This is a genomic window from Streptomyces sp. NPDC000878 (assembly GCF_053599695.1).
In genome coordinates this window covers 1-22,620 of sequence record NZ_JBSFMT010000026.1, presented here as the reverse complement: position 1 = coordinate 22,620, position 22,620 = coordinate 1, and the positions used below count along the sequence as shown (strand labels likewise).

General features: G+C 69.6%; 20 protein-coding genes. 8 read left to right on the top strand and 12 right to left on the bottom strand.

Translation table 11 applies throughout. From position 1 onward, the window contains the following. Positions 1 to 10: 10 nt before the first annotated feature. A complete protein-coding gene (locus tag ACWDR4_RS23230) occupies positions 11 to 1,336 on the bottom strand; it encodes a PucR family transcriptional regulator (RefSeq protein WP_450411173.1) in 1,326 nt (441 codons plus the stop codon). A 100-nt stretch (positions 1,337 to 1,436) separates the two neighbouring features. On the opposite strand from ACWDR4_RS23230, the gene ACWDR4_RS23225 reads away from it, so the two are divergent. The 4 genes from ACWDR4_RS23225 to ACWDR4_RS23210 all read left to right on the top strand — a co-directional run bounded on the left by ACWDR4_RS23225 (position 1,437) and on the right by ACWDR4_RS23210 (position 6,787). Further along, positions 1,437 to 1,916 (top strand): nucleoside deaminase, encoded by a 480-nt coding sequence (locus ACWDR4_RS23225; RefSeq protein ID WP_450411171.1) that lies wholly within the window; start codon positions 1,437 to 1,439, stop codon positions 1,914 to 1,916. Then, entirely contained in the window at positions 1,909 to 2,916 is a 1,008-nt protein-coding gene (locus tag ACWDR4_RS23220; protein ID WP_450411170.1) for an isopenicillin N synthase family dioxygenase, read from the top strand. The genes ACWDR4_RS23225 and ACWDR4_RS23220 overlap by 8 nt, the downstream gene beginning before the upstream one ends. Positions 2,917 to 3,071: 155 nt before the next feature. Beyond that, on the top strand, positions 3,072 to 5,201 hold the full coding sequence (locus tag ACWDR4_RS23215; RefSeq protein WP_450411169.1) for a hypothetical protein: 2,130 nt from the start codon (positions 3,072 to 3,074) through the stop codon (positions 5,199 to 5,201). Then, entirely contained in the window at positions 5,201 to 6,787 is a 1,587-nt protein-coding gene (locus tag ACWDR4_RS23210; RefSeq protein WP_450411167.1) for an ABC transporter substrate-binding protein, read from the top strand. The genes ACWDR4_RS23215 and ACWDR4_RS23210 overlap by 1 nt, the downstream gene beginning before the upstream one ends. Positions 6,788 to 6,936: 149 nt before the next feature. Here ACWDR4_RS23210 and ccsB read toward each other — a convergent pair whose 3' ends face one another. The 7 genes from ccsB to hemL form a co-directional block, all read right to left on the bottom strand. Beyond that, complete coding sequence (ccsB, locus tag ACWDR4_RS23205; RefSeq protein WP_450411165.1) at positions 6,937 to 8,064, bottom strand: c-type cytochrome biogenesis protein CcsB; 1,128 nt, start codon at positions 8,062 to 8,064, stop codon at positions 6,937 to 6,939. Then, positions 8,065 to 9,780, bottom strand: coding sequence for a cytochrome c biogenesis protein ResB (gene resB / locus ACWDR4_RS23200; protein WP_450411164.1), 1,716 nt, complete (start codon positions 9,778 to 9,780; stop codon positions 8,065 to 8,067). Positions 9,781 to 9,783: 3 nt separating this feature from the next. Then, positions 9,784 to 10,560 carry a cytochrome c biogenesis CcdA family protein gene (locus ACWDR4_RS23195; protein WP_450411336.1) on the bottom strand — a complete coding sequence of 259 codons (777 nt, stop codon included), beginning with the start codon at positions 10,558 to 10,560 and terminating at the stop codon, positions 9,784 to 9,786. 22 nt (positions 10,561 to 10,582) lie between these two features. After that, on the bottom strand, positions 10,583 to 11,221 hold the full coding sequence (locus tag ACWDR4_RS23190; RefSeq protein WP_450411162.1) for a TlpA family protein disulfide reductase: 639 nt from the start codon (positions 11,219 to 11,221) through the stop codon (positions 10,583 to 10,585). A gap of 158 nt (positions 11,222 to 11,379) precedes the next feature. Further along, positions 11,380 to 12,684, bottom strand: a complete 1,305-nt coding sequence (locus tag ACWDR4_RS23185) for a hypothetical protein (RefSeq protein WP_450411161.1) — start codon at positions 12,682 to 12,684, stop codon at positions 11,380 to 11,382. 137 nt (positions 12,685 to 12,821) lie between these two features. Next, positions 12,822 to 13,541, bottom strand: a complete 720-nt coding sequence (locus tag ACWDR4_RS23180; protein ID WP_450411159.1) for a histidine phosphatase family protein — start codon at positions 13,539 to 13,541, stop codon at positions 12,822 to 12,824. Then, positions 13,538 to 14,860 carry a glutamate-1-semialdehyde 2,1-aminomutase gene (gene hemL / locus ACWDR4_RS23175; protein WP_450411334.1) on the bottom strand — a complete coding sequence of 441 codons (1,323 nt, stop codon included), beginning with the start codon at positions 14,858 to 14,860 and terminating at the stop codon, positions 13,538 to 13,540. The genes ACWDR4_RS23180 and hemL overlap by 4 nt, the downstream gene beginning before the upstream one ends. Positions 14,861 to 15,209: 349 nt before the next feature. Between hemL and ACWDR4_RS23170 the strand changes: the two genes are divergently transcribed. Continuing rightward, positions 15,210 to 15,863 (top strand): hypothetical protein, encoded by a 654-nt coding sequence (locus tag ACWDR4_RS23170; RefSeq protein ID WP_450411157.1) that lies wholly within the window; start codon positions 15,210 to 15,212, stop codon positions 15,861 to 15,863. Positions 15,864 to 15,922: 59 nt separating this feature from the next. On the opposite strand, the gene ACWDR4_RS23165 is transcribed toward ACWDR4_RS23170, so the two are convergent. Continuing rightward, positions 15,923 to 17,341: a DUF2252 domain-containing protein gene (locus ACWDR4_RS23165; RefSeq protein ID WP_450411155.1), complete on the bottom strand. Its 1,419-nt coding sequence runs from the start codon at positions 17,339 to 17,341 to the stop codon at positions 15,923 to 15,925. A gap of 390 nt (positions 17,342 to 17,731) precedes the next feature. Between ACWDR4_RS23165 and ACWDR4_RS23160 the strand changes: the two genes are divergently transcribed. Next, positions 17,732 to 19,042: a diacylglycerol/lipid kinase family protein gene (locus tag ACWDR4_RS23160; RefSeq protein ID WP_450411153.1), complete on the top strand. Its 1,311-nt coding sequence runs from the start codon at positions 17,732 to 17,734 to the stop codon at positions 19,040 to 19,042. A gap of 133 nt (positions 19,043 to 19,175) precedes the next feature. On the opposite strand, the gene ACWDR4_RS23155 is transcribed toward ACWDR4_RS23160, so the two are convergent. The 3 genes from ACWDR4_RS23155 to ACWDR4_RS23145 form a co-directional block, all read right to left on the bottom strand. After that, positions 19,176 to 19,544: an amphi-Trp domain-containing protein gene (locus ACWDR4_RS23155; protein WP_450411152.1), complete on the bottom strand. Its 369-nt coding sequence runs from the start codon at positions 19,542 to 19,544 to the stop codon at positions 19,176 to 19,178. 95 nt (positions 19,545 to 19,639) lie between these two features. Next, positions 19,640 to 19,906, bottom strand: coding sequence for a hypothetical protein (locus tag ACWDR4_RS23150; protein WP_450411150.1), 267 nt, complete (start codon positions 19,904 to 19,906; stop codon positions 19,640 to 19,642). A 42-nt stretch (positions 19,907 to 19,948) separates the two neighbouring features. Next, positions 19,949 to 21,466 (bottom strand): DUF1254 domain-containing protein, encoded by a 1,518-nt coding sequence (locus tag ACWDR4_RS23145; RefSeq protein ID WP_450411148.1) that lies wholly within the window; start codon positions 21,464 to 21,466, stop codon positions 19,949 to 19,951. A gap of 209 nt (positions 21,467 to 21,675) precedes the next feature. On the opposite strand from ACWDR4_RS23145, the gene ACWDR4_RS23140 reads away from it, so the two are divergent. Further along, the gene (locus ACWDR4_RS23140) at positions 21,676 to 22,134 is read left to right on the top strand and encodes a cation:proton antiporter domain-containing protein (protein ID WP_450411147.1); all 459 of its coding nucleotides are present in this window, start codon (positions 21,676 to 21,678) and stop codon (positions 22,132 to 22,134) included. Positions 22,135 to 22,372: 238 nt separating this feature from the next. Continuing rightward, on the top strand, positions 22,373 to 22,620 hold a 248-nt coding region (locus ACWDR4_RS23135), incomplete at its 3' end, for a DUF7144 family membrane protein (protein WP_450411145.1).

Below are 22,620 nucleotides of genomic sequence, written 5' to 3'. Positions count from 1 at the left end.
TCTGGGCCTCCTACGCCACCGTCCGCAGGCCCCCCGCTCCCGCCCCCGCCGCCCCGGTCCCCCGTACCACCCGCCACGCGCACGCCGCCGTCAGCAGCTCGCCCAGCAGGTCGGGGTCGTCGATCTCCAGGCCGAGGAGGGACTCGATGCGTTCCAGGCGCTGGTAGAGGGACTGGCGGCCGATGTGGAGGAGGGTCGCCGTGCGGGTGGGCGAGCAGCCGTTGCGGAGGTGGACCTCCAGGGTGCGGACCAGGTCGCTGGGGTGGGCCGCCTCCCAGGCCAGCAGGGGGCCCAGGGTGTGCTGGACCAGGCGGGTCAGGCGGTCCTGGTTGGCGTCGACTCCGCCTCGGGTCAGTTCCCGTTCCAAGGCGAGGGCCCTGGACGACGTCACCAGGGGGCCCTGGGGTGCGTTCGGCTCCGGGGGCGGCACCGTCAGTGCCAGTTCCAGCGTCGTACGGGCCGCACGCAACGTCTCGCTCCAGCGCAGCCAGCCGCTGCCGGCGTCGACGGCGTGGCCCACGGCGACGGTGAGGCCGGGGGCGGCAGCCGCCGTACGGAAGGCGTCCTGCACCGCCCGTACCGGGTCCCGTACCGTCTTCGCCCCAGCTCCAGCTCCAGCACCAGCCCTCGGGCCCGCTCCTGCCCACGACCCCGTCCCCGGCAGCACCGCGACCAGCGCCAGCACATCCCCCGGGAACGCGGCCCGCAGCACCGCCCCGCCCAGGGTGCGTGCCGCCCGGTCCACCGCGCCGACGTCCCGCGTGCCGTGCACCGAGACGCCGATCAGGCGAGCGCCGGGGCCCGGGTGGAAGCCGGACAGCGCGGCGCGGGCCTCGACCTCGGGCTGGTTGAGGGCCTGGCCGTCGGCCAGGTCGGCGAGCAGGGCGGCCGTGTGGTCGTCGCCCCAGGGGCGGACCACCGTACGGCCGGACAGGCCCCGGGCGACGATCGCGCGGTTGGCGGCCTCGGTGATGCGTACGAAGGGGACGACCCGGTGGAACGCCAGGAGGGGCAGGCCCAGGCGGCGGGCCTCGTCCGTCACCTCGGGCGGCATCGCCGGGAGCGAGCGGCCGATCTCCACCGCGAGGCCCGCCGCACCCCGGGCGGTCAGCTCACGGACGTACCGGCGCCGCACCTCCTCGTCCGTGTCGGTGAGGCCGAAACCGTTGGTCAGCAGCAGCTCGCCGCCGTCCAGGAAGTTCGCGCCCTCGTACACCTCGCTGGAGTGGACCCAGCGCACGGGGCGGTCCAACGCGGCCTCGCCGGTGAGCAGTTCGGGCTCGGCGGCGCGGACCGGGTCGAGGGTCAGGACTTCACGGAGGGTGAGTGCGGGCACGGGTGCCTCCAGGGGCGCTGACACTTCGTCCTGCTGCGGGATGTCCGGAGAGTACTTTCCGCACGTTGCCCCGGTGTTTCCGTCCAAGGAGAGTGGACCCATGAATCAGGTGGATCAGCCGGATCAGGCAGCGGTACTGGCCCAGGCCCGTTCGTGGCTCGCCGTCGCCGTCTCCGAAGCCCGTGCCGGGCTCGCCGAGGGCGGTATCCCGATCGGCGCCGCGCTCTTCGGGGCCGACGGCACGCTCCTCGGGCGTGGGCACAACCGGCGGGTCCAGGACGGCGACCCCTCGACGCACGGGGAGACGGCCGCGTTCCGGAACGCGGGACGGCAGCGCTCGTACCGTGGGACGACCATGGTCACCACGCTCTCGCCCTGCTGGTACTGCTCCGGCCTGGTCCGGCAGTTCGGTATCTCCCGGGTGGTCGTGGGTGAGGCCGTCACCTTTCACGGCGGCCACGACTGGCTCGCCGAGCACGGCGTCGAGATCGTGCTGCTCGACGATCCCGAGTGCGTCGAACTGATGCGCGACTTCATCAAGAACAATCCCGCACTGTGGAACGAGGACATCGGTGAGTAACCCCACGTCGAGCAAGCCCACGTCGGCAGCGGCCCCCGCCGGCCCACGTATCCCGACCGTCGACCTGCGCCCCTGGCTCTCCGGGGACGCCGACACCCGCGCCGCCATCGCCCGTACCGTCGACGAGGCCCTCCAGACCGCCGGTTTCCTGCTGGTCACCGGGCACGGCGTCGATCCCGGCCTGCGGGCCGGGGTCCGGGAGGCGGCCCGGGCCTTCTTCGCACTGCCCGCCGAGGTGAAGGAGCGGTACGCGGTGAAGGTCGGGGGGCGGGGGTGGCTCGGGCCCGGGGCCGAGGCCAACGGGTATTCGGAAGGGACCGAGACTCCGCCCGACCTCAAGGAGTCGCTGTCCTTCGCCACGCACGAGCCGTTCGACGACCCGGCCGTCAACGCCGAGTGGTACGCGCCCAACGTCTGGCCCGCCGAGGCACCCGAACTGCGGGCGCTGTGCGAGGAGTACCTCGACCGGATGGGCGAGCTGGAGAAGGAGCTGCTCACCCTCCTCGGTGACGCCCTCGGGCTCGAATCCGACTTCTTCTCCCGGCACATGGACCATCCGACCTACGGCTTCAACATCAACTGGTACCCGGGGATCGAGGTCGTCGGCGAGCCGGAGCCGGGGCAGTTCCGGATCGGGCCGCACACCGACTTCGGGACCGTCACCATCCTCGACCGGCAGGCCGGGAAGGGCGGGCTGCAGGTCTACACCGACGAGGGCGGCTGGGAGGACGCGCCCTTCGATCCGGCGGCGTTCACCATCAACATCGGTGACCTGATGGCCCGTTGGACGGGTGACCGGTGGCGGTCCGGGCGGCATCGCGTGCTGCCGCCGCCGGCCGATCCGCCCGCCGAGGAGCTGATGTCCCTCGTGTACTTCGGCGAGTGCTCCCCGGGCACGATCGTCGAGTCCGTGCCCGCGCCGGTGGGCCGGGTCGCGTACGAACCCTTCGACTCGCACGTCTATCTGCGGGGCCAACTCGACTCGATCACCGTCGAGTAGGACTCCAGACAAAGCTGAGCATCGGGCCGATAATTTCGTAACTCAACGGACATCTCACTATCTGGACCGATGCAACTCCCTCTTCTTACACTGGTGTTGCTGCACCACACAGCAGACTGAACAGCACTTTGAACCGCGCCAGGGGGAGGGATGCGGTGCTCAGACGGCTGCACGGACGCGGGGCGCTCTTCGACACCGAGCCGCCGGGGCTCGCGCCCCGGCTCATCGGACTGCGGCCCCACCATCACATCGCCGCCCCTCTCGAACACCCCCGCGAGCTGCCGTTCGTCGTGCTCACCGCCGGGCGCGGGCTCGGCAAGAGCGCGGTGCTGCGTGAGCTGCGCGCCGCCTACCAGGGGCACACCCCGATCGCGCTGATCGACTGCGAGGACCCGCAATTCAGCGGGTCGTTCGAGTCGCGCCCTGCGCAGGCCTGGTCGCCGCTCGCGCAGGCGCTTCTCGTGATCGCCGAGCAGCTCGCCGAACCGGTCACCGGCGCCCGGCGGATCGCCTTCCCCCGGCTGATGTCGGGGCTGATCGCGGTGGCCGCCGGCGGCTGGGGCAACGCCGACACCGAGCGCATCCGGTGGGAGGTCCAGCGGATGCTGCTGCTCAACGAGAGCGGCTCGTGGTTCAGCGGGTTCGCCGCGCGCTGGGCGGGCCGGGTGGCCGCGAAGGCGGTCGCGGCGGCGATCAGCGACGACCCGCTGGTGTCGGCGGTCATCGAGGCGACGCTGGAGGCCATGACGGAACGCTCCTCGGGTGCGCGGCAGCGCCGGGCGTCCACCTGGTACCGGACGTATCCGAACGCCGGCGACCGTGCCCAACTCGGACTCCGGCTGCTCTCCGACCACTTCAGGGCCGGCGGCACCTCCCGCGAGCACGCCGAGCGCTATCTCGTCCGCGCCCTGCTCGCCGACCTCACCGACGCCTACACCGGGATGCGGGCGCACTTGCAGCGGCTCGGCCGCCCGCTGGTGCTGGTCGACAACGCCCAGGGGTCGCCCGGCCGCGAACTCATCGAGCAGGTGCTGCGCGACCGGTCCGAGGGGATCGCCGACCAGGTCGCCTTCATCGCCGCCGTGCGCGGCAGCGGCGGCCAGTCCTCGCTGCGCAACGCCGTACGCCGGGACCTGCGCGAGACCGCCCAGCGCACCCGCTGGACCCCGGCCGACACGGCCGCCTCCCGGGCCCTGCTGGTGTCGCTGCCGCCGCTCTCCTCCGACGACACCCTGCACATCGTCGACGCGGTCTGCACGGGTACGGCGGTGCCCGTACCGCCCGAACTCCCGCCCGCCACCCACCGGTTGACGTGCGGAAACCCGCTGGGCATCGCACTGCTCGCCGAGTCCGCCCGGCAGAACCTGCCCCAACTGCCGCCCACCGCGCCCTTCGGCGCCCTGCTCACCGCCGAACTCGTCCTGCACGAGGACCGCGAGGGCCTGCCCGCCTACCGCGAACTCCTCGACCGGCTCGTCCCCGCCGACCGGCTCGACGAACTCACCGTGCTGGCCGCCGCCCACGACCACGACTCGGCCTGTGTGCTCGCCGCCGCCGGGCTCCCGGACGACTTCGGCCCGTCGAGCGTGCGCGCCCTGGAGACCCGGCTCACGGCGGAGGGACTGCCCGCCGTACCCGGGCAGTTCGTCGGCGACGCCTTCGTCCGCACCCTGCTCCTGCTGCGCCTGCACCACCGGCACGCCGACCACGGCAAGTGGCGGGACGTCCACGAGACCCTCATCCAGCACTACGAGGGACCCGAGCCGTCGGCGGCCCGCTACCGCCTCCACCACGAACTCGCCCTCGGCGACACCGGACCGGCGGTCGCCTATCTCCGCGACACCTTCCACACCCTCGACACCCGCACCTGGCTCGACACGCTCCTGTTCGTCGCGTCCGCGCCCTACTTCCACGCCCACGACACCGAGGGCCACGACTTCGCGGGCGGCGACCACCACCGCGCCCGGATCGCCTTCGGCCACACCGACGCCGAGCAACGGCCGCCGGACGACGTGGACGCCGTACTGCATCTGCGGGTACGCCGACTCCTGAACGCCGTCTGGCAGTTGACCGATCCGCTGGTGCTGCCCGACCGCACGCTGTGCTCCCGGCTGCGCTACGAGCTGGAGCAGCTGTCCAACGACCCGCGCGCCAGCAACGCGCTGCTCTGGCAGGCCTCGCAGGAGTGGCCCGAGGCCGCGCTGGCCGGGCGCCCGCTGCGCACCCCGGGTGACGAGGACTCCGCCGACGACCCGAACCCGAACCGGAACGACGGAGGCGCGTGATGGTCCGCAGGGGTTTCAGGGGCATCGGGATGCGGTTGCGCGAGGAGGTCTGGGAGATCCCCCTCCGCCGGTTCCTGGCTCTGCTGCTGGTCGCGGGGCTGGTGGCCGGGCTGACGTACGGCGTCAAGGAGTGGACGTACGACGACCGTTCGTGCGCGCCCGGCGTGGAGCGGCCGGAAGGCAGCCAGGAGTGCGTGGGCGTCTCGTACACCGACTACTACTTCGGCCGCGGTGTACTCGCCGACACCATCAGGGCGATCGACCGCGAGAACGACTCGCTCGGCGACGACTACGTCACCGTCGCCCTGTTCGAGCCGTTCACCGCGACCGACGCGGACAACCTCGGGGATGTGCTGCACGAACTCCAGGGCGCGTATCTCGCCCAGTGGAAGGTGAACCACGACGCGAACGGCGAGGGTCCGCCGATCCGGCTGGTGCTCGCCAACCCGGGCCGCACCGGCGCCCATTGGGAGCACACGGTCGACCAGCTGGAGAAGATGACGACCACCTCGGACCGGCTGCGCGCGGTCACCGGGATAGGGCTGAGCACGGAGGAGAACGCCCGGGCGGTGAAGGAGCTGACCCGCCGTGGCATCCCCGTCGTCGGCACCTCCATCACGGCCGACAGCCTCGCCAACGGCCAGCAGGGCAACCCGGTGGGCCTCGAACCCTTCCCGGGGCTGGCCCGTGTCGCCCCCACAAACACCGACGAGGCCCGCGCCCTCGCCTCCTTCGCCGACGTGGCGGCCGACAAGGCGGTGCTGGTGTACGACGATCCGGGCGACCCGTACACGCTCACCCTGCAAGCCTCGTTCGAGAAGCTGCTGACGGGCTCGCGCTACCAGCCGTGGCCCTTCACTCCGCTCGACGACCGCACCAAGGAGGGCACGACCGCCAACGACTTCCGGCAGATCAGGGAGCTGGTCTGCGACACCGCGCCCGCCGTGAACACCATCCTGTTCGCCGGCCGCCACACCCAACTGCGCCAGTTCATCAACGCACTTGGCGAACGAGGCTGCCAGCAGCGGGAGTTCACCATCCTCACCGGTGACGACGCCTCCTACCTCACCGGCGACGCGAAGCTCGACCCCGATGCCCTCAAGCACGGCATCTCGGTCCGCTACAGCGCCCTCGCCCACCCGGACGCCTGGATCAAGAACCCCCCGGAGACCGGGGGTTCGGCGGCGGACGCCCAGGATCTGAGCGACCTGCTGACCGCCGCCCAGGCCAACAGGACGGCCAAGGCCGACGAGCCCCTGCCGATCGGCGAGATCGACCTGGAGGACGGCCAGCTGATCGTGGCGTACGACGCGATGCGGCTCACCGTCGAGGGCATCCGCGAGGCCACGCCCCGCGGTCAGACCGCGCCGACACTCGCCGACGTGGGCGACGAGTGGACCCTCATCAAGGGCTCCTCGGGGCGGGTGAACGGCGCGAGCGGCTGGATCTGCCTCGACAACTACGGCAACCCGTACGACAAGGCCGTACCGATCGTGGAACTGACCGCCGACCGACACGCCCGCTTCGTGGAGATCGCCTGGCCGACCGGGAAGCCCCCGGAGAAGGACTGCCTGCCGCCGTCGTAACCCTTCCCGTACAGCCAGTCGAGCATCTTGTCGGGGTCGGTCGGCAGCTTGTGATTCGTGTCCACGCCCCTTTACCTGTCCGTACGCCGAAGGCCGGTTCCCGTGACCTGAGTCACAGGAACCGGCCTTCGGCGCAGTCGAGTCGCGGCTCAGACTCCGGCGTACGAGTGCTTGCCGCTGACGAAGATGTTGACGCCGTAGTAGTTGAAGAGGAAGCACGCGAAGGCGATCAGCGCGATGTACGCGGCCTTGCGGCCCTTCCAGCCGGCCGTGGCGCGGGCGTGCAGGTAGGTGGCGTAGGCGACCCAGGTGATGAACGCCCAGGTCTCCTTGGGGTCCCAGCCCCAGTAGCGGCCCCACGCGTCGCCCGCCCAGATCGCGCCCGCGATGATCGTGAACGTCCACAGCGGGAAGACGGCCGCGTTGACGCGGTACGAGAACTTGTCGAGGGACGCGGAGGCGGGCAGCCGTTCCATGACGGAGGTCGCGAAGGTGCCGGGCTTGCCGCCGGACGCGAGCTTGTTCTCGTACGAGTCCTTGAAGAGGTACAGGATCGTGGCGACCGCGCCCACGTAGAAGACGGCACCGCAGAGGATCGCCGTGGAGACGTGGATGTACAGCCAGTACGAGTGGAGCGCCGGCACCAGCTGGTCGCTCGCGGTGTACAGGACGGTGACCGCGAGTCCGAGGTCGAGCAGGACGCTCGTCACCAGGGGCAGGCCGAGCCAGCGGATGTCCTTCTTCAGCGCGAGGAAGACGAGGTACACGCCCACGGCCGTGGTGGAGAAGGTGAGGTTGAACTCGTACATGTTGCCCCACGGCGCCCGCTGCACGGACAGCGCGCGGGCCAGCACCCCGGCGAACTCGACGAGGAACGCGACGACCGTGAGGGACACGGCGATGCGCCCGTAGAGGTCGCCCTGCTCGTCCCCGCCGTGGGCACCGGGCCCGTCCGGCACGTCCCGGGCCCCGGCCGCGGCCCGTACGACGACCTTCGGCCGCTCCAGTACGGCGGTCCCGCCGGCGTTCTTGACGGTCACCTCCGGCGCCTTCGCACCGGCCGCCCCGGCCGGCTTCGCGGTGAGCGCGGCGGCCGTACGGCTGATCTTGCTGCGGCTGCCGAAGGTCCACTCGGCGATGTAGGTGAAGAAGGCCAGGGTGTAGACGGCCATCGCGGAGTAGATCAGCGTGTTGCTGATGTTCGCGAGGTTCTCGTTGGTCGCGGCGGCGAGAGTCGTCGTGTGGACGAGGTCGGTCGCGGTGGCGAGAGCGGACATTTACTTCTCAGCCCCTTCGGCAGGTACGACTTTGGGGTCGGGGGTCTCGGAGACAGGGGTATCAGGATCGGGCGCGCCCGGCGCCTGGTCGTACAGGATTCCGGCGAGGTCGCCGAGTTCCTCGGGCACCTTGGCGGACTCGCTGCGGCCGAGGCCGCCCAGCTCGACGACGGTGACGCCGTCGGAGCCCTTGACCGCCCGCACCCACACCCGGCGGCGCTGGATGAACAGGGAACCGGCGAGGCCGAAGATGGCGACGATCGCGCCGGCGAGCGCCCAGCCGCTGGCGGGCTGCCGGGTGACCTGGAAGTTGGCCCACTCCTGGGTGCCCTCGTAGGTGACCGAGCCGGCGCCGTTCGGGAGGGTCATGGTCTCGCCGGGCTTCAGGTTCTCCCGTACTTCCTTGCCCTTGGCGTCCTTGAACACCTTCATGTGGCTCTTGTCGAGCTGGTACACGCTCTGCGGGATGCCCGCGTTGACGCCGAGGTCGCCGTGGTAGCCGATCAGGTTCAGCACCGGGTTGTCGAGCGCGGGGAACTGCGAGGCGATCTCGTTGCCCGGCACATAGGTGGGCAGGAAGAAGGCCTGGAAGCCGAGCTGTTCGGCGACGCCCTTGGCGTTGCGGTAGCCGTCCATGACCTTGATCGCGCCGGAGGAGGTGACGTTGGAGTCGAGGGGAAGGAGGGCCACGGGCTGGCTGTAGACGACGTCGCCCTTGCCGTCGCGGACGGTGATGACGGGCGCGTAGCCGTGGGCGGTGAGGTAGACCTTCGAGTCGCCGATCACCAGCGGCTCGTTGACCTTGATCGTGCGCTTCTGGTCCTTGCCGTACGCGCCCACGCTGTAGTTGACGTCGGCCTCGTAGGTGCGCGGGGTGCCGCGGTTGGGCCCGGACACCTCGTACGTGCCCTTGAAGTCCTTCAGGGTGAAGCTGAAGGGGTCGAGGTCGTCGGTGTCGAAGAGGGTGCCGGACTTGAAGTCGTCGTACTGGGTGAGCGTGTTGGAGAAGCCGTCGCCTTCGAGGATCAGCTTGTTGCCCTCGGACTTGTACAGCTGGCCCCAGGCGAACGCGGTCAGCATCACGATCAGCGCGATGTGGAAGGCGAGGTTGCCGACCTCCCGCAGATAGCCCTTCTCGGCGGCGACCGCGTCCCCGGCGAGGTGGGCGCGGAAACGCCGCTTCCTCAGCAGTACGAGGGCTGCCTCGCGCACCTGCTCGGGCTCGGTCTCCGTACGCCACGTCGTGTAGGCGGGCAGCCGGTTCAGGCGGCGGGGCGCGCCCGGCGGACGGCTGCGCAGCTGGCCCACGAACTGCCAGGTGCGGGGCACGATGCAGCCGATGAGGGAGACGAAGAGGAGGATGTAGATCGACGAGAACCACACCGAGCTGTACACGTGGAACAGCCCGAGCTTGTCGTAGATCGGCCCCACGAAGCTGTGCCGCTGCATGAAGTCGGCGACCTTGGTCTCGTCGGTCCCCGACTGCGGGATCAGCGAGCCGGGGATCGCCCCGAGCGACAGCAGGAACAACAGCAGCAGCGCGACCCGCATCGAGGTGAGCTGCCGCCAGAACCAGCGGGCCCAGCCGATGACACCCATGGAGGGCGGGCCCGGCGCGTCCTCCTGGGGGGCGGTGGACAGCTGGGAGGCGGCGGCGCCGAGTTCCTGGTCGTCGGAAGTGACCGGGGTGCTGCTGCCGGTGGTGGTGTTGCTCATCGATCAGATCCCCACAGTGAAGCCGTTGGACCAGGTCTGCATCTCCTGCACAAGACGGTCCCACGCGCCGGTAAGGAGCAGCACACCGGTAAGGATCATCATCGTCCCGCCGATGCGCATGACCCAGACATAGTGGCGCTTGACCCAGCCGAAGGCACCGAGCGCCTTGCGGAAGGCGACCGCCGCGAGGACGAAGGGCACGCCGAGGCCGATGCAGTAGGCGACGGTCAGGATGGCCCCGCGTCCGGCGCTGGCCTGGTCGAAGGCGAGGCTGTTGACGGAGGCGAGGGTCGGGCCGATGCAGGGCGTCCAGCCGATGCCGAACAGCGCGCCGAGGACGGGGGCGCCGAGCAGGCCGCTGACCGGCTTCTTGTGGAAGCGGAACTCGCGCTGGGTGAGCCAGGGCATCATGCCCATGAAGAAGATCCCCATGAGGATCATGAGGACGCCGAGCACCTTGGACAGCGTGTCCTGGTGCTCCTGCAGTGTCTGCCCGAAGTACCCGAACAGGGCGCCCGTGGACACGAACACGGCGGTGAACCCGAGCACGAAGAGCGAGGCCCCGGCGACCATCCGCCCCCGGCGGGCCTCGCCGAGGTCGGTGCCGGTGACCCCTGTGACGTACGACAGATAGCCGGGTACGAGGGGCAGCACGCAGGGCGAGAAGAAGGAGACGAGCCCGCCGAGCAGGGCGATGGGGAGGGCCAGTATCAGGGCGCCGTTCAGCACGGTCTGGTTGGCCTCGGGGACGGAGGCGGCGAGTGTGAGCACGCCGGTCACGTCCGTGATCGCGCCGCTCACGTCACTTCTCCGCGAGGACGGGCTTGAGCATCTTGCGGAGGTTGTCCTCGCTGAGCGCCTGGAGCGTACGGGCGGCGATCTTCCCCTGCCGGTCGAGGATCAGGGTGGAGGGGATGGCCTGCGGGTTGAGCGTGCCCTTCTTGAAGCGGAGCATCAGCTTGCCCGTGGGGTCGTACAGACTCGGGTACGTGACCCCGTACTGCTTCTCGAAGGCGACCGCCGGACCGGTGCTGGTGTCACGGGTGTTGATGCCGACGAACTGGACCCCTTGGTCCTTGAGGTCGGCGGAGACGGCAACGAAGTTTTTCGCCTCCAGCCGGCAGGGCCCGCACCACGAACCCCACACGTTGATGACGACGACCTTGCCCTTGTAGTCGGCGACGTCGAGCTGCTTGCCGTCGATGGTCGGGCCGGAGAGATCGGGGGCGGCGACGCGCTCGCCCTTGGCGACGGTGGCGATGCCGTCGGTCCCGGTGACGAAGTTGGTGTCGCCCGAGCCCCCGGACGTACCGCCGGAACCGCACGCGGTCAGGACGAACGCGGAGGCAGCGACCGTGGCGGTGAGCGCCATGGCCCTGCGGCTACTGACATGGCCACGGGGACGGTTCGAGGAGAGGGGGGCGCGGCTGGCGGCACTCATGTGAAAAGTTTCGCATGTCCGTTCCGAGGATCTTGCGCACCCCCCTTGCGGGCGACTGCACCATCCCGGGGGACGACCCCCGGACCCCCAGCAGACAAGCAGGTCGGTTGCTGTGACCGGCGCGCGCACTGACAGGCGAATCCGAGTGAACCCGCATTTCAGGCGGCGTTTCCGGTGCTCGACGCGGAGGTCTTGGGCGCCGCGGCGAGGAACTCCTTCCAGCCACCCACCGGCTGCTGTCCGACATCGAGGGTCCGCAGCTTCTCCAGCACCTCCGGCTTCTGTACGTCCATCCAGTCGACGTACTGCCGGAACGAGACGAGCCTGATGTCCTCACCCTTCTCCTTCTCCTGGGCGATGTGCTTGAGGGCGGCCTCGACGGCGTCCATGTAGATGCCGCCGTTCCAGTGCTCGAAGTGGTTGCCGATGAAGAAGGGGGCGCGGTTCGTCTCGTACGCCCGCTGGAAACCGGCGATGTAGGCGCCGGCCGCCTGCTCGCGCCAGGCCGGGTAGTTGTAGGCGGGGGCGTTGGTCGAGTTGATCGACTGGTTGGCGAGCATGTTGTAGTCCATGGAGAGGACCTCGAACTGGCGGCCGGGGAAAGGTATCGCCTGGAGGGGCAGGTCCCAGACGCCGTTCGTCTTCGTGGGCCACACCTGCCTGCCGCCGGGCGAGGAGGCGTCGTAGCGCCAGCCGAGTTCACGGGCGGTGGGCAGCAGGTTGTTCTGCCCGAGGAGACAGGGAGTACGCCCGCCGATCAGCTCCTTGTCGTAGTCGAAGGGGAGGGCGGGCAGGTCGGTCCACCCGGTGTTGGTCCGCCACTCCTTGACGAACCCCTTGGCCTGGTCGATCTCGCTGCGCCACTGCTGGGGCGTCCAGTTGGCGACGGTGCCGTAGCCGGAGCAGAAGTGGCCGTTGAAGTGGGTGCCTATCTCGTGCCCGTCGAGCCAGGCCTGGCGGACGTTGGCCAGCGTCATCTTGACGTGCTCGTCGGTGAGGTAGCCGATGTCGGAGGCACCGGGGGCGTTGTTCGGCGGGAGGTACTTGCGCTTCTGCGACTCGGGGAGGAGGTAGAGCCCGGAGAGGAAGAAGGTCATGTGGGCGCCGTGGGTCTTGGCCAGCTCCAGGAAGCGGGGGAAGAGGCCGTTGCCGACCTCCCCGGCGCCGTCCCAGGAGAAGATCACGAACTGGGGAGGGGTCTGGCCGGCCTCCAGCGGTACTGGCCTGCCGGGCTGGTGGGGCTGCTTGCCGGTGAAGGAGGTGGAGCCGTCGCCGATGGGCTTGGCGGTGGCGGTGGGCGACGGCTTCGCAGAAGGTCCGTTGTCACCGGAACCTCCGGCCCCGGTGGACCCGTCTTGCAGGACGGTCCCGCAGCCGGCGGTACCGAGAGCGGCGGCGGCCCCGAGGCCGAGGCCGAGCGCACCTCGTCGGCTGAAGCCGTCGGCACCCTTCTTGACGTGCATGTGTTCCCCATTCGTCGTACCCGCCGGTGGTCACCCAGTCAGAGGGCACGACGAAGAGGGAGGTTCCTCGCATTGTTATGCACTTGGGAACAATTGCAACAGTCGTGTCACTAGGGACACTTCCCCCAGAGGGGCACTCAGGCCCCGAAGGCCTTGTCCTTCCCCTTCACCGGCTTGGCGCCGGCGAGGAGATGGGCCGGGACGAGATCACGGGCGGGCTCGCTGTAGCCGACGGACACGATCTTGTCGCCGCGGTAGGTGAAGCTGGTGAGGGAGGCGAGCGTGCACTGCCGCTTGCGGGGGTCGTGCCAGAGCCGCCGCCGCTCCACATAGCTGCGCACGATCCAGATCGGCAGCTGGTGACTGACGAGCACGGCCTCGTGCCCACGGGCGGCGTCCTTGGCGGCGTCCAGCGCCCCCATCATCCGTACGACCTGGTCGACGTACGGCTCCCCCCAGGACGGCTTGAACGGGTTGACCAGGTGCTTCCAGTTCTCGGGCCGCTTGAGGGCGCCGTCCCCGACGCCGAAGGTCTTGCCCTGGAAGACGTTGTCGGCCTCGATGAGCCGCTCGTCGGAGGCGAGATCGAGCACGTGCGCCTTGGCGATGGGCGTCGCGGTCTCCTGCGCCCGCTCCAGCGGGGAGGCACCGACGTGCGTGACGTCGCGGGAGGCGAGGTGCTCGGCGACGCGGTCGGCCATGCGGCGCCCGAGGTCGGAGAGGTGGTAGCCGGCCAGTCGCCCGTACAACACCCCATCAGGGTTGGCGACTTCACCGTGCCGCATGAGGTGGACGACGGTGATGTCGCTGTCGGAGTTGCTGTTCTCGTTGCCGCTCTCGTTGCTGATGTCGCTCATGCTGCCGTGGCCTCCGCCGCCGCACGGGCCGCCGCCGGGAGGGCGTCGGCGATTTTCTGGATGGCCCGCTCGTCGTGCGCGGTGGAGACGAACCAGGACTCGAAGGACGAGGGCGGGAGGTAGACGCCGCTCGCCAGCATGGAGTGGAAGAAGGCGTTGAAGCGGAACGACTCCTGCGCCTTGGCACCCTCGTAGTCGCGCACGGGCTGGTCGGTGAAGAAGACGGAGAACATGTTGGAGGCGTTCTGCACGGTGTGCGCGACGCCTTCCTTGCTCAGCGCGTCATGGACAAGCTCCTGCAACTGCGCGGAGACGGCGTCGACGGTGACGTACGCGGCCTCGTCGAGCAGCCGCAGCTGGGCGAGCCCGGCGGCGGTGGCGACGGGGTTACCGGAGAGGGTGCCGGCCTGGTAGACGGGCCCGGCGGGAGCGAGGTGGCCCATGACATCGGCCCGCCCACCGAAGGCGGCGGCGGGGAATCCCCCGCCCATGACCTTGCCGAAGGTCATGAGATCGGGCCGTACGCCGTCGATCCCGAACCACCCGCTACGACTGGTACGGAACCCGGTCATGACCTCGTCGGAGATGTAAAGCGCACCGTTCGCCGCACAAGCGTCCTTCAGCCCCTGATTGAAGCCGGGCAGCGGCGGTACGACGCCCATGTTGCCCGGGGAGGCCTCGGTGATGAGGCAGGCGATCTCGCCGGGGTGCGCGGCGAAGGCGGCGTGCACGGCGTCGAGGTCGTTGTAGGGGAGGACGATCGTGTCGCCGGCCTGGGCGCCGGTGACGCCGGGGGTGTCGGGCAGCGCGAAGGTGGCGACACCGGAGCCGGCGGCGGCGAGCAGCGAATCGACGTGACCGTGGTAACAGCCGGCGAACTTGATCACCTTGGCGCGCCGGGTGAAGCCGCGGGCGAGGCGGATCGCGGACATGGTGGCCTCGGTCCCGCTGGAGACGAGCCGCACCTGCTCAAGAGGGTCGATGCGATCGACCATCTCCTCGGCGAGCGCGACCTCCCCCTCTCCCGGCGTACCGAAGGAGGTGCCGCGCGAGACGGCCTCCTGGACGGCGGCGATGACCTCGGGGCGGGAGTGGCCGAGGATCATCGGCCCCCAGGAGCAGACGAGGTCGACGTATTCGCGCCCGTCGGCGTCGGTGAGATATGGGCCACGCCCCGACACCATGAACCGGGGCGTACCGCCCACGGCACGGAAGGCACGCACCGGCGAGTTGACTCCGCCGGGTGTGACGGCCGTCGCACGGTCGAACAGGCCCTGCGAGACGGGCGCTTCGTATGAATAGGGCAACCCACTCGCCATTCCGCTGGCTGCCCCGCTAGACGTTTCGCTCATGACCTGCGACTTCTCCGACTTCTCGGGCTCCGGTTGCCAGTGACCCCCTCAGGGTAGGCGGCCGGACAGCGGCCCGTCGGCCCCACCCGTCTGCGAAACTGGGACGGGACACACACGGATACACACTGATACACACAGCTCATTCGGTCCGTACATACGGACGATGGGCGGACGATGGTGTTCAGAGGCTGCGAAGATCCTGCGGACAGGTGTTTCAACGCACGTTTCGGCGGGCGGTCGTGGGGGAGGTCACTGACACGATGATCGGGTTGCGCGACGGGGCTCGCGCGTCCTAGAAAAGCAGTCGGGTGGAGATATGCATCGCGGTGGCGGACTGGGCGAGGGGACTGACGACCTGGGTCCTCGACGTGCCCGGCGGGGAAGGCACCGACGCGACGTGGAGGAAGCGGCAGCGGCAGAAGCGGCACGGCAGGGAATGGGTCCTGGGCAGGGCCCGGGATCGAACGGTGTGCCCGAGGGCCTCGACCGGAGGGTCGAGCGACTCCGGGCAGCGAGCGGGAATGGTGGTCGGGTGGGGGTGACGTACAAATACTTCGGCGCGCCGGACGGCGCCACGGCAGCCCGCGTCCCGATCTCGATGCGCCCCGAGGAACTCGGCGGCGACGAACTCGGCATGAACGGCATGTTCACCAAGATCAAGCCCGAAACGATGGCCGCGATGGTCCTCACGGGCATCGAGGGCGTCCCCCTCAACAAGGTGCCGCCGCTGGAACTGGTCGTGCTGCACCCGGACTACGCGGTGGTGAAGCTGCCGATGACCGTCGTCGACCCGTTGCGCGGGATCGGCGAGGAGGCGGTCGGCGCGGCGGCGTTCATCTGGTCGACGGTGCCGGACCGGGGCGGGCCTCGGGACGCGTTCAATGTCTACCAACTGCTGCACGAGTGGCAGGACTTCAGCCATCGGCTGCATGAGGCTGGGCATCAGCCGTACTGCCTTGTCTGGCCGTGAGCTGAGGTTTTGGTGGTAGCGGGCGGGGTCTTCGGACCTCGCCCCTTCTGGTGTGGCCGTCAGGCCGCTTCGGCCGGGACCCGTCCCGCTTGGATGGCATCGACCAGGGCTTGGTGGTCCTTCTCGTTCTGGTCCGCGTACAGCTCGGCGAACGTCGCCAGCGCGCGGTCGAAGACGTCGCCGCCGCCCAGGTACGCGGCGATCGCGATCCGGTCCCCGGACCTGGCGTGGGCGCGGGCCAGCGTGGCACCGCACAGCCGGCCGAACAGGCCCATCCGCTTCGGTGACATGTTCTCGGGCTCAGCGATGCCCTTCCAGTCCCGCAGCTGGCGTACGTAGAAGTCCCGCCGCTTGCCGTCGATCCCCTGGACGCGCTCCCATCCCAGGAAGATGTCACTGGTGGCCTGCATGAGCCGTTGGCCGGCGACGACGCGCTCGCCCTGCGTGGCGAAGGTGCTGCCGCCGACGTAAGGCGCCAGAACCGACTCGTCGGCCTCCTTGGCCTGGAGGAACAGGGGATCGTCGTCGTCCTTGCCGAGCAGCAGGATGATCCAGCATCGGGTTCCCACACTGCCCACACCGACGACCTTGCGGGCCATGTCGGCGACGCGGTAGCTCTCCAGCAGGAACCGGCGGTCCGTCTGCACGGTCTGGCCGTACCGCTCGATCAGCCGGCTGATCTCCTTCTCCAGCGCGCCGCGTTCGGTGTCCGGCAGCAGATCCTGGAGCCGGACCAGCAGCGGTGGATCGGGAGCGATCCGACGCCTTCCGTCGACGACGTGCGTGAGCTTGTCGAAGACCTGCAGCGTGTCATGCGCACGGGCCCGCTCCCGGGCTTGTTCCCAGCGATCGCTCTGTCCTGCGCTCAGCATCGGGGCGAGCTGCTCCTGCAGCTCGTCCGCGTCGAAGCGGGTGTACCAGACGTCGAGATTGCCCAGTCCGGCGAAGCTCCGCATGCGCTCGCGGTAGGACTGCACGGCCGCGCGCACCACCGACGCCCGCTCCTTGGAGCTGAAGCCGTTCGCCCGGCCCGCGATGACGAGACTCGCCGAGAGTCGCTTGACGTCCCACTCCCAGGGGCCCGGCAGTGTCTCGTCGAAGTCGTTGATGTCGAACATGAGGTGGCGTTCCGGCGAGGCCAGCAACCGGAAGTTCAGCATGTGCGCGTCGCCGCAACACTGCACCCTGATCCCGCTGCGCGGTGTCTCCGCGAGGTCCGCGGCCATGATGGCGGCGGCCCCTCGGTAGAAGCGGAACGGCGCCTCGCTCATCCTGCTGTAGCGGATCGGTACGAGTTCCGGCACCCGCGTCGTGGACTGCTTCTCGATGATCTCCACCGGGTCCGGGCGCTTCGGTGGGGGCCTGAACTCGGCGTGGCTGGAACGGGGTGCGTCGGCGCGTGCGGCCTTGCCGCGGGTGAATCGACCCTGCGGGGTGAGGTGCCGTGTCTCGTCGCCGGAGAGATGGTTCTCGCTCATTGCGGACACTCCACGATGTGGTGGCCGATGCGCAGGGCGTTGGCGATGACCGTCGGGGACGGATCGCCCGCTCCGATGTCGAGTGCGGAACCGGCAGAGTCGCTGCCACAGCCGACGGTGCGACTCCGGCCCCGACGGGTGAAATAGTAGTATTTATATCCATGCACCAACCTATCTCCGGATGCTGCCCCCGGCGACTTGGACCGGTCGGACTCGGCACGTCCCCGGGCGGGTGGTGCAATGGGCAGTGGTGGCGGCCGAGTTGCGGCCTGAGGCAGGCCCGTAGATCGGGCTGGAAACACCGGGCTGGTTCGCCGGTCGGGATCGCCAGTGGACGCGGTGCCACGCACACAGTCGCGTCGGCCGTGCCCCCGACCGGCAGGAGGCTCCATGCACAGGGACTCCGGGGCGCGCGGTCGCCTCGTACAGCGTTGGTCCGCACGGCTTGCTCTGGTGGCCGGGCTCGCCGCAGTAGTGATCCTGCTCGTGTTCGCCGGCTTCAAGAGCATCGCGCTCCTGGGTGCCGGGCTGGCCGGGCTGGCCGTATCAGGAGCGAGCCTGTGGTGGGCACTGACCGTGCGTGGAATCGGCAGGCTGCTCGCCTTCACCCTGGCCGCCGCGGCCCCGCTTGCGGTGTTGGTGCTCTACGCATGGGCGGAGCTGGTGTGGGTCGTACTCGCTTCCCTTGCCTTGTGGGCCCTCGCGGTCTCCATCGGCAGAGCGGCACTCAGCAGGGACATCGAACCGGCCGGGCCTCCGGAAACGCGGACTGCTCCTCCCAAGCGCCCCTTCCTCATCATGAATCCACGATCAGGCGGCGGAAAGGTGGGGAAGTTCCACCTCAGGGAAAAGGCCGAGGCGCTCGACGCCGACGTCCTCCTGCTGGACACAGCTCATCAGCAGGACGTGGTCGCCCTCGCCGACAAGGCGGTCGAAGACGGCGCCGACCTTCTCGGAGTCGCAGGCGGTGACGGCACACAAGCCCTGGTCGCCGGAGTCGCCGCCAGGCACGGCATCCCCTTCATGGTGATCTCGGCCGGAACCCGCAACCACTTCGCCCTCGACCTCGGCCTCGACCGGGACGACCCGTCGACCTGCCTGGACGCGCTCACCGACGGCGTCGAACTCCGCGTCGACCTCGGGTTCATCGGCGAGCGGGCTTTCGTCAACAACGCGTCCTTCGGCACCTACGCAGCCGTGGTGCAAAGTCCCGCCTACCGCGACGACAAGGTCCGCACCATCCTCCAGACGCTTCCCGACCTGCTGACCCACCGACGCGGTCCCCGGCTGGCCGTCCGCACCGCGGACATGACCATCGACGGACCCCAGGCCGTGCTCGTCAGCAACAACCCCTACCGGATGGGCGACCTCGCCGGCCTCGGACACCGTGAGGTCCTGGACTCAGGTGCCCTCGGCGTCCTGGGTGTCAGTGTCGACAACGCCGCGCAGGCAGCCGAGTTGCTCGCGGGGAGACACGCGCCCGGCCTCACCACGCTGACCGCCCAGGAGGTCGTCATCGACGCCGACGAGCCCGAGATCGAAGCCGGGGTCGACGGTGAGGCACTGACCCTGCCGACGCCCGTACGATGCACGATCCACCCCCGGGCCCTGCACGTCCGCGTACCACGCCACCGCCCCGGCGTGCCCCGGACGAGGGCACCCATGGACTGGCGGCGGCTACGGAAGCTGGCGCTGCGCTGAGAAGCGGCCGTCCATCGAGGTGGAGAGACCTGTGCCAGGCCCGGCTGCGAACGCCACCGGCTGACCGGCCTGCGACAAGGTCGGCTGCGCGCCGAACGGGGTGTGCTGGTCAGCCCGAGATTCCCGGCACGACTCAGGGCGTTTTCGTAGCGGACCGCTTCGCGCTTTTGCTCCTGCTGGTACCCGTGCTGCTCCGACCGGGCTTGGCGGGCACCTTCTTCCGCCCCGTGGCCTTCTTGGTGCCTGCGACCGTCCGGGACGGCACTGCCCGAGTCGGTGCGGTCGGCCACTTGAACTCGATCTCCAGCTCGATCTCCCCATTGCCGATCTCGACCTCCAGCTCGCTGCGAAGGCCGTCGGGGATCCGCAGGCTCAGCGTTCCGGGGCCGAGTTCCAGTTCGGCATCCCCGCCTTCCCTCAGCGCGGCTGCGAGTGCCGTGAGCTGGTCAGCCGCCTCAAGGCGGGACAGCGAGCGCTTCTGCTCAAACTTGAGGTCCTTCATGGGTGTCTCCGATCCGGCGGAAGGAGTCGTCAGGTGAGGCGCCGTTCTCTGGCCCCCACTGACGGAGCCATGTTCGGGTGAAAGTGAGCCTTTCCTTACTTCTGCCGTCGCGCATGCCGGCTGGAGCGTCGACGCACGGTGAAGGCGCAGGCAAGCATGCCGAGGCCCCAGGCGATCAGAAGGGCGCCCCATATCGGCATGGTCACCTCTGGAACGAGAAGACGGATCTTGATGCTGCCTCGGTTCTCGAAGATGAAGACCAGAGCGATCGCGGTGATCAGGACGAAAGGCCCGAGCCGACGGACACCGGGGCGGGAAAGGAATGGCGTGTGCGCCTTGTGATCCGTGCTGGTCCCGGCCATGGAATTCCTCTCAATCACGGCGCCTGATGTGAGCGAAAGAGGTCAGTCGGCGGGTTCCACCTCGCCCGGCTGCCACGTCTTGTCGAAGAACGGCTGCTCGGGGCTGTAGAGGCGCAGGATGGCGAACCAGCCCTTGCCGGGCATGGTCTGGATCCAGGTGCCCTCGGCCGCGTCGTCGGGGCGCTCGGGGGCGAGGTGGAGGGTGGTGGTGCCGTCCTGGTTCGCGGCGGCCTCGGGGCCCGGGTAGGTCTGGCTGCCCGCCCAGGGGTACCGCTGCGGGGTCTGCAGCATGGAGCGGGTCTGGTTGTCGTAGAGGGTGACGGACCAGAAGCGTGCGGCGGGGATTCCGTCCGGCAGTGTCAGCCGGTAGCGGCGGGCACCGTCGAACGGCCGGCCGGTGGCATCGGAGGCGACCATCAGGTACTGGGAGCCGACGCCTGTCAGGCGCATGCACATCGCGGGCGTGTCGCCGGTGGCGATGTAGAAGAACGCGGTGCGGGAGTCCAGTGCCCGCCCGGAGGCGGGCTGATGGAGCCGCACCCCGTCCGGAGTGACCTCCGGGGGCGGGGACGTCCAGTCGTAACCGCCGACGAAGAGCGGGTTGTACCAGTTCGAGTCCTCGTAGTAGGTGAAGCCCTCCTGTCTGCGCGCGCGCAGGCCGAGCGTGCGGGCGCTCGCGTTGCCGATCACGACGGCCTCTTCCAGCAGGCCCCGCATCCGGTCGTCGGGCGCGAAGTCGCGGCCCTTGAAGATGCCGATCTCGCGGAACGCGCCACCGTCCTCCGGGTCGACCGAGTCGGCGGGCTGCTCCTGGACGAGGGTGTCCAGCAGCTCGTAGAAGGAGTAGTCGTTCGGCGGGAGGGTGTTCATCGCCAGGCCGGTGCCCTCGGTGAAGGCCGGCGGGTCGGCGGGTGTGATCGGTGCGAGTGGCGCCGCGCCCTCGAGAAAGGACCCGATGCTGGTGCCGTAACCGCCGGGCGTGTACGGGCTGATCCGCAGCGTCTCCCTGATCCGCGCGACCGCCGGCGCCGGGTCGCCGCCCTCCAGGAACGCGCGCCCCAGCACGACGGCCTGCCAGGTGGAACATCGGTGGACGAACAACCCGCCCTCGGGCACCGGGCCGTCGTAGCCGGGCGGCAGCAGCACGTACGTGCCGCCGAGGCCGCGGTCCGGTCCGGGCAGACCGAAGTCGGTCACCCAGCGGAACCACATGTCGTCGATCGTGCCCAGACACCCCGGCGGCACCTGTAGCGCCACCGGCCCGTCCGTGAGGTCGAGGAAGCTCAGGAAGTACACGGTGTCGGCGTTGCCGGTCAGGAAGAGCGACGCGCTGTCCATCAGGCCCGAGAACAGCAGCACCGTGTTGTCGGCCACCCCCACGTCCAGGAAGCCCTGTCGGATCGCCCGCACCGACACTCCGGGCAGACCCGCGAGATACGCGTCGACACCGTGCGTCAGGTCCAGATTGTCGTACACCTTCTCGCACGTGTCCGCGTCCGGAATTCCGTCCGCGAACCGCAGCGCGCCGATCCTTGTCTCCTCCACGTCGGGCGTCGTCACCGAGGGGGGTATCTTCGTAAATCCAGTCATATCACCATGCTGCGCGCCTCATGGATCATCCGCATACGCATCAGCCGTGTCAGGCGCGGCGCAGGCAGACCCGACTGCCGTTCCGGTTCCCGGGAGCGCGGCCGGTGAGCCTGGCGGGCGGGGCCCGATCGGACACCTGATGGTTCGGCCCGGGGACAGCGTGCGCGCTCCATGACGGTGTGCGGCCGTGTGGGGTGGCCGATCTGGTTGCGACGCGTGTCGGTGCCGTACTCGGAATCCGGCCTCGCGCCACACTGATCTCCGATCCGCCCACGTACGCGGTACTCAGCCTGACGGTGGTCAGAATACTCCCGGTGGCCCTCGCGCCGGCCGGCACCGGCATGCGGCTGCCCACCGTGGCCTACGTCGGCTGGTTCGGACCCCGCGGCCTGGCCTCCGTGGTCTTCGGACTCCTCCTGGTGGAGGAGCACGTGCCCGGGACCGAGCTGCTGGGCCAGGTCATCGCGGTCACCATCGGCCTCAGCATTCTGCTGCACGGCATGTCGGCCCCGTACTTCGCCGACCTCTACGGGAACTGGTACGACGCCGCGAAGGCCGCCGCCCCCGACCTGCGCGAGGCCCAGGACGCGCCGGCCGGCGCCGGGAAACAGCACAGCGGCTCGCGACGCCTGCGCTGAACCGAGAGCGGCGCCCGGATCGAGATCGCCGTCCCGACAAAGGACCACGAGCGGGCCGCGGGACCGTTCTCCTCCCCCGGCAGAGCCGGCGCCGCTCTCTGCCCGCTCATCGTCTCGGGAGCCGCCACCACATGCCCTGAGGTGCACAACATGCCCGACAGGCCGAGAGTGGAAGTAACCCGATCAGCCGAACAGGAACCCCTGCTGTGAGGGGCCGTGCAACATTAGGGAGCCGGCAATGACAAGTCATGTGAGCGGGGCCCACTCGGGTGCGGCGGCGCGGAGTTCCGCGCACACGGGGATCGGGAGCGGCTGGTTGGTGTTCGCCGGCGTCCTGATGATCTTCGGCGGGCTGATGACGCTCTTCGCGGGCATCGCCGCCATCGCCAACGACGACGTGTTCGTCACCACCCGCAACTACGTGTTCGAGTTCGACCTCACCTCATGGGGCTGGATCCATCTGATCCTCGGTGTCGTCATCACTCT

What these genes read in the sequence shown, in the direction of transcription:
- ACWDR4_RS23225 (WP_450411171.1), top strand. Translation starts at nt 1,437, where the DNA reads ATGAATCAGGTGGATCAGCCGGATCAGGCAGCGGTACTGGCCCAGGCC.
- ACWDR4_RS23210 (WP_450411167.1), top strand. Translation starts at nt 5,201, where the DNA reads ATGGTCCGCAGGGGTTTCAGGGGCATCGGGATGCGGTTGCGCGAGGAG.
- ccsB (WP_450411165.1), bottom strand. Translation starts at nt 8,064, where the DNA reads ATGTCCGCTCTCGCCACCGCGACCGACCTCGTCCACACGACGACTCTC.
- resB (WP_450411164.1), bottom strand. Translation starts at nt 9,780, where the DNA reads ATGAGCAACACCACCACCGGCAGCAGCACCCCGGTCACTTCCGACGAC.
- ACWDR4_RS23190 (WP_450411162.1), bottom strand. Translation starts at nt 11,221, where the DNA reads ATGAGTGCCGCCAGCCGCGCCCCCCTCTCCTCGAACCGTCCCCGTGGC.
- ACWDR4_RS23185 (WP_450411161.1), bottom strand. Translation starts at nt 12,684, where the DNA reads ATGCACGTCAAGAAGGGTGCCGACGGCTTCAGCCGACGAGGTGCGCTC.
- ACWDR4_RS23180 (WP_450411159.1), bottom strand. Translation starts at nt 13,541, where the DNA reads ATGAGCGACATCAGCAACGAGAGCGGCAACGAGAACAGCAACTCCGAC.
- hemL (WP_450411334.1), bottom strand. Translation starts at nt 14,860, where the DNA reads ATGGCGAGTGGGTTGCCCTATTCATACGAAGCGCCCGTCTCGCAGGGC.
- ACWDR4_RS23170 (WP_450411157.1), top strand. Translation starts at nt 15,210, where the DNA reads ATGCATCGCGGTGGCGGACTGGGCGAGGGGACTGACGACCTGGGTCCT.
- ACWDR4_RS23165 (WP_450411155.1), bottom strand. Translation starts at nt 17,341, where the DNA reads ATGAGCGAGAACCATCTCTCCGGCGACGAGACACGGCACCTCACCCCG.
- ACWDR4_RS23160 (WP_450411153.1), top strand. Translation starts at nt 17,732, where the DNA reads ATGCACAGGGACTCCGGGGCGCGCGGTCGCCTCGTACAGCGTTGGTCC.
- ACWDR4_RS23155 (WP_450411152.1), bottom strand. Translation starts at nt 19,544, where the DNA reads ATGAAGGACCTCAAGTTTGAGCAGAAGCGCTCGCTGTCCCGCCTTGAG.
- ACWDR4_RS23150 (WP_450411150.1), bottom strand. Translation starts at nt 19,906, where the DNA reads ATGGCCGGGACCAGCACGGATCACAAGGCGCACACGCCATTCCTTTCC.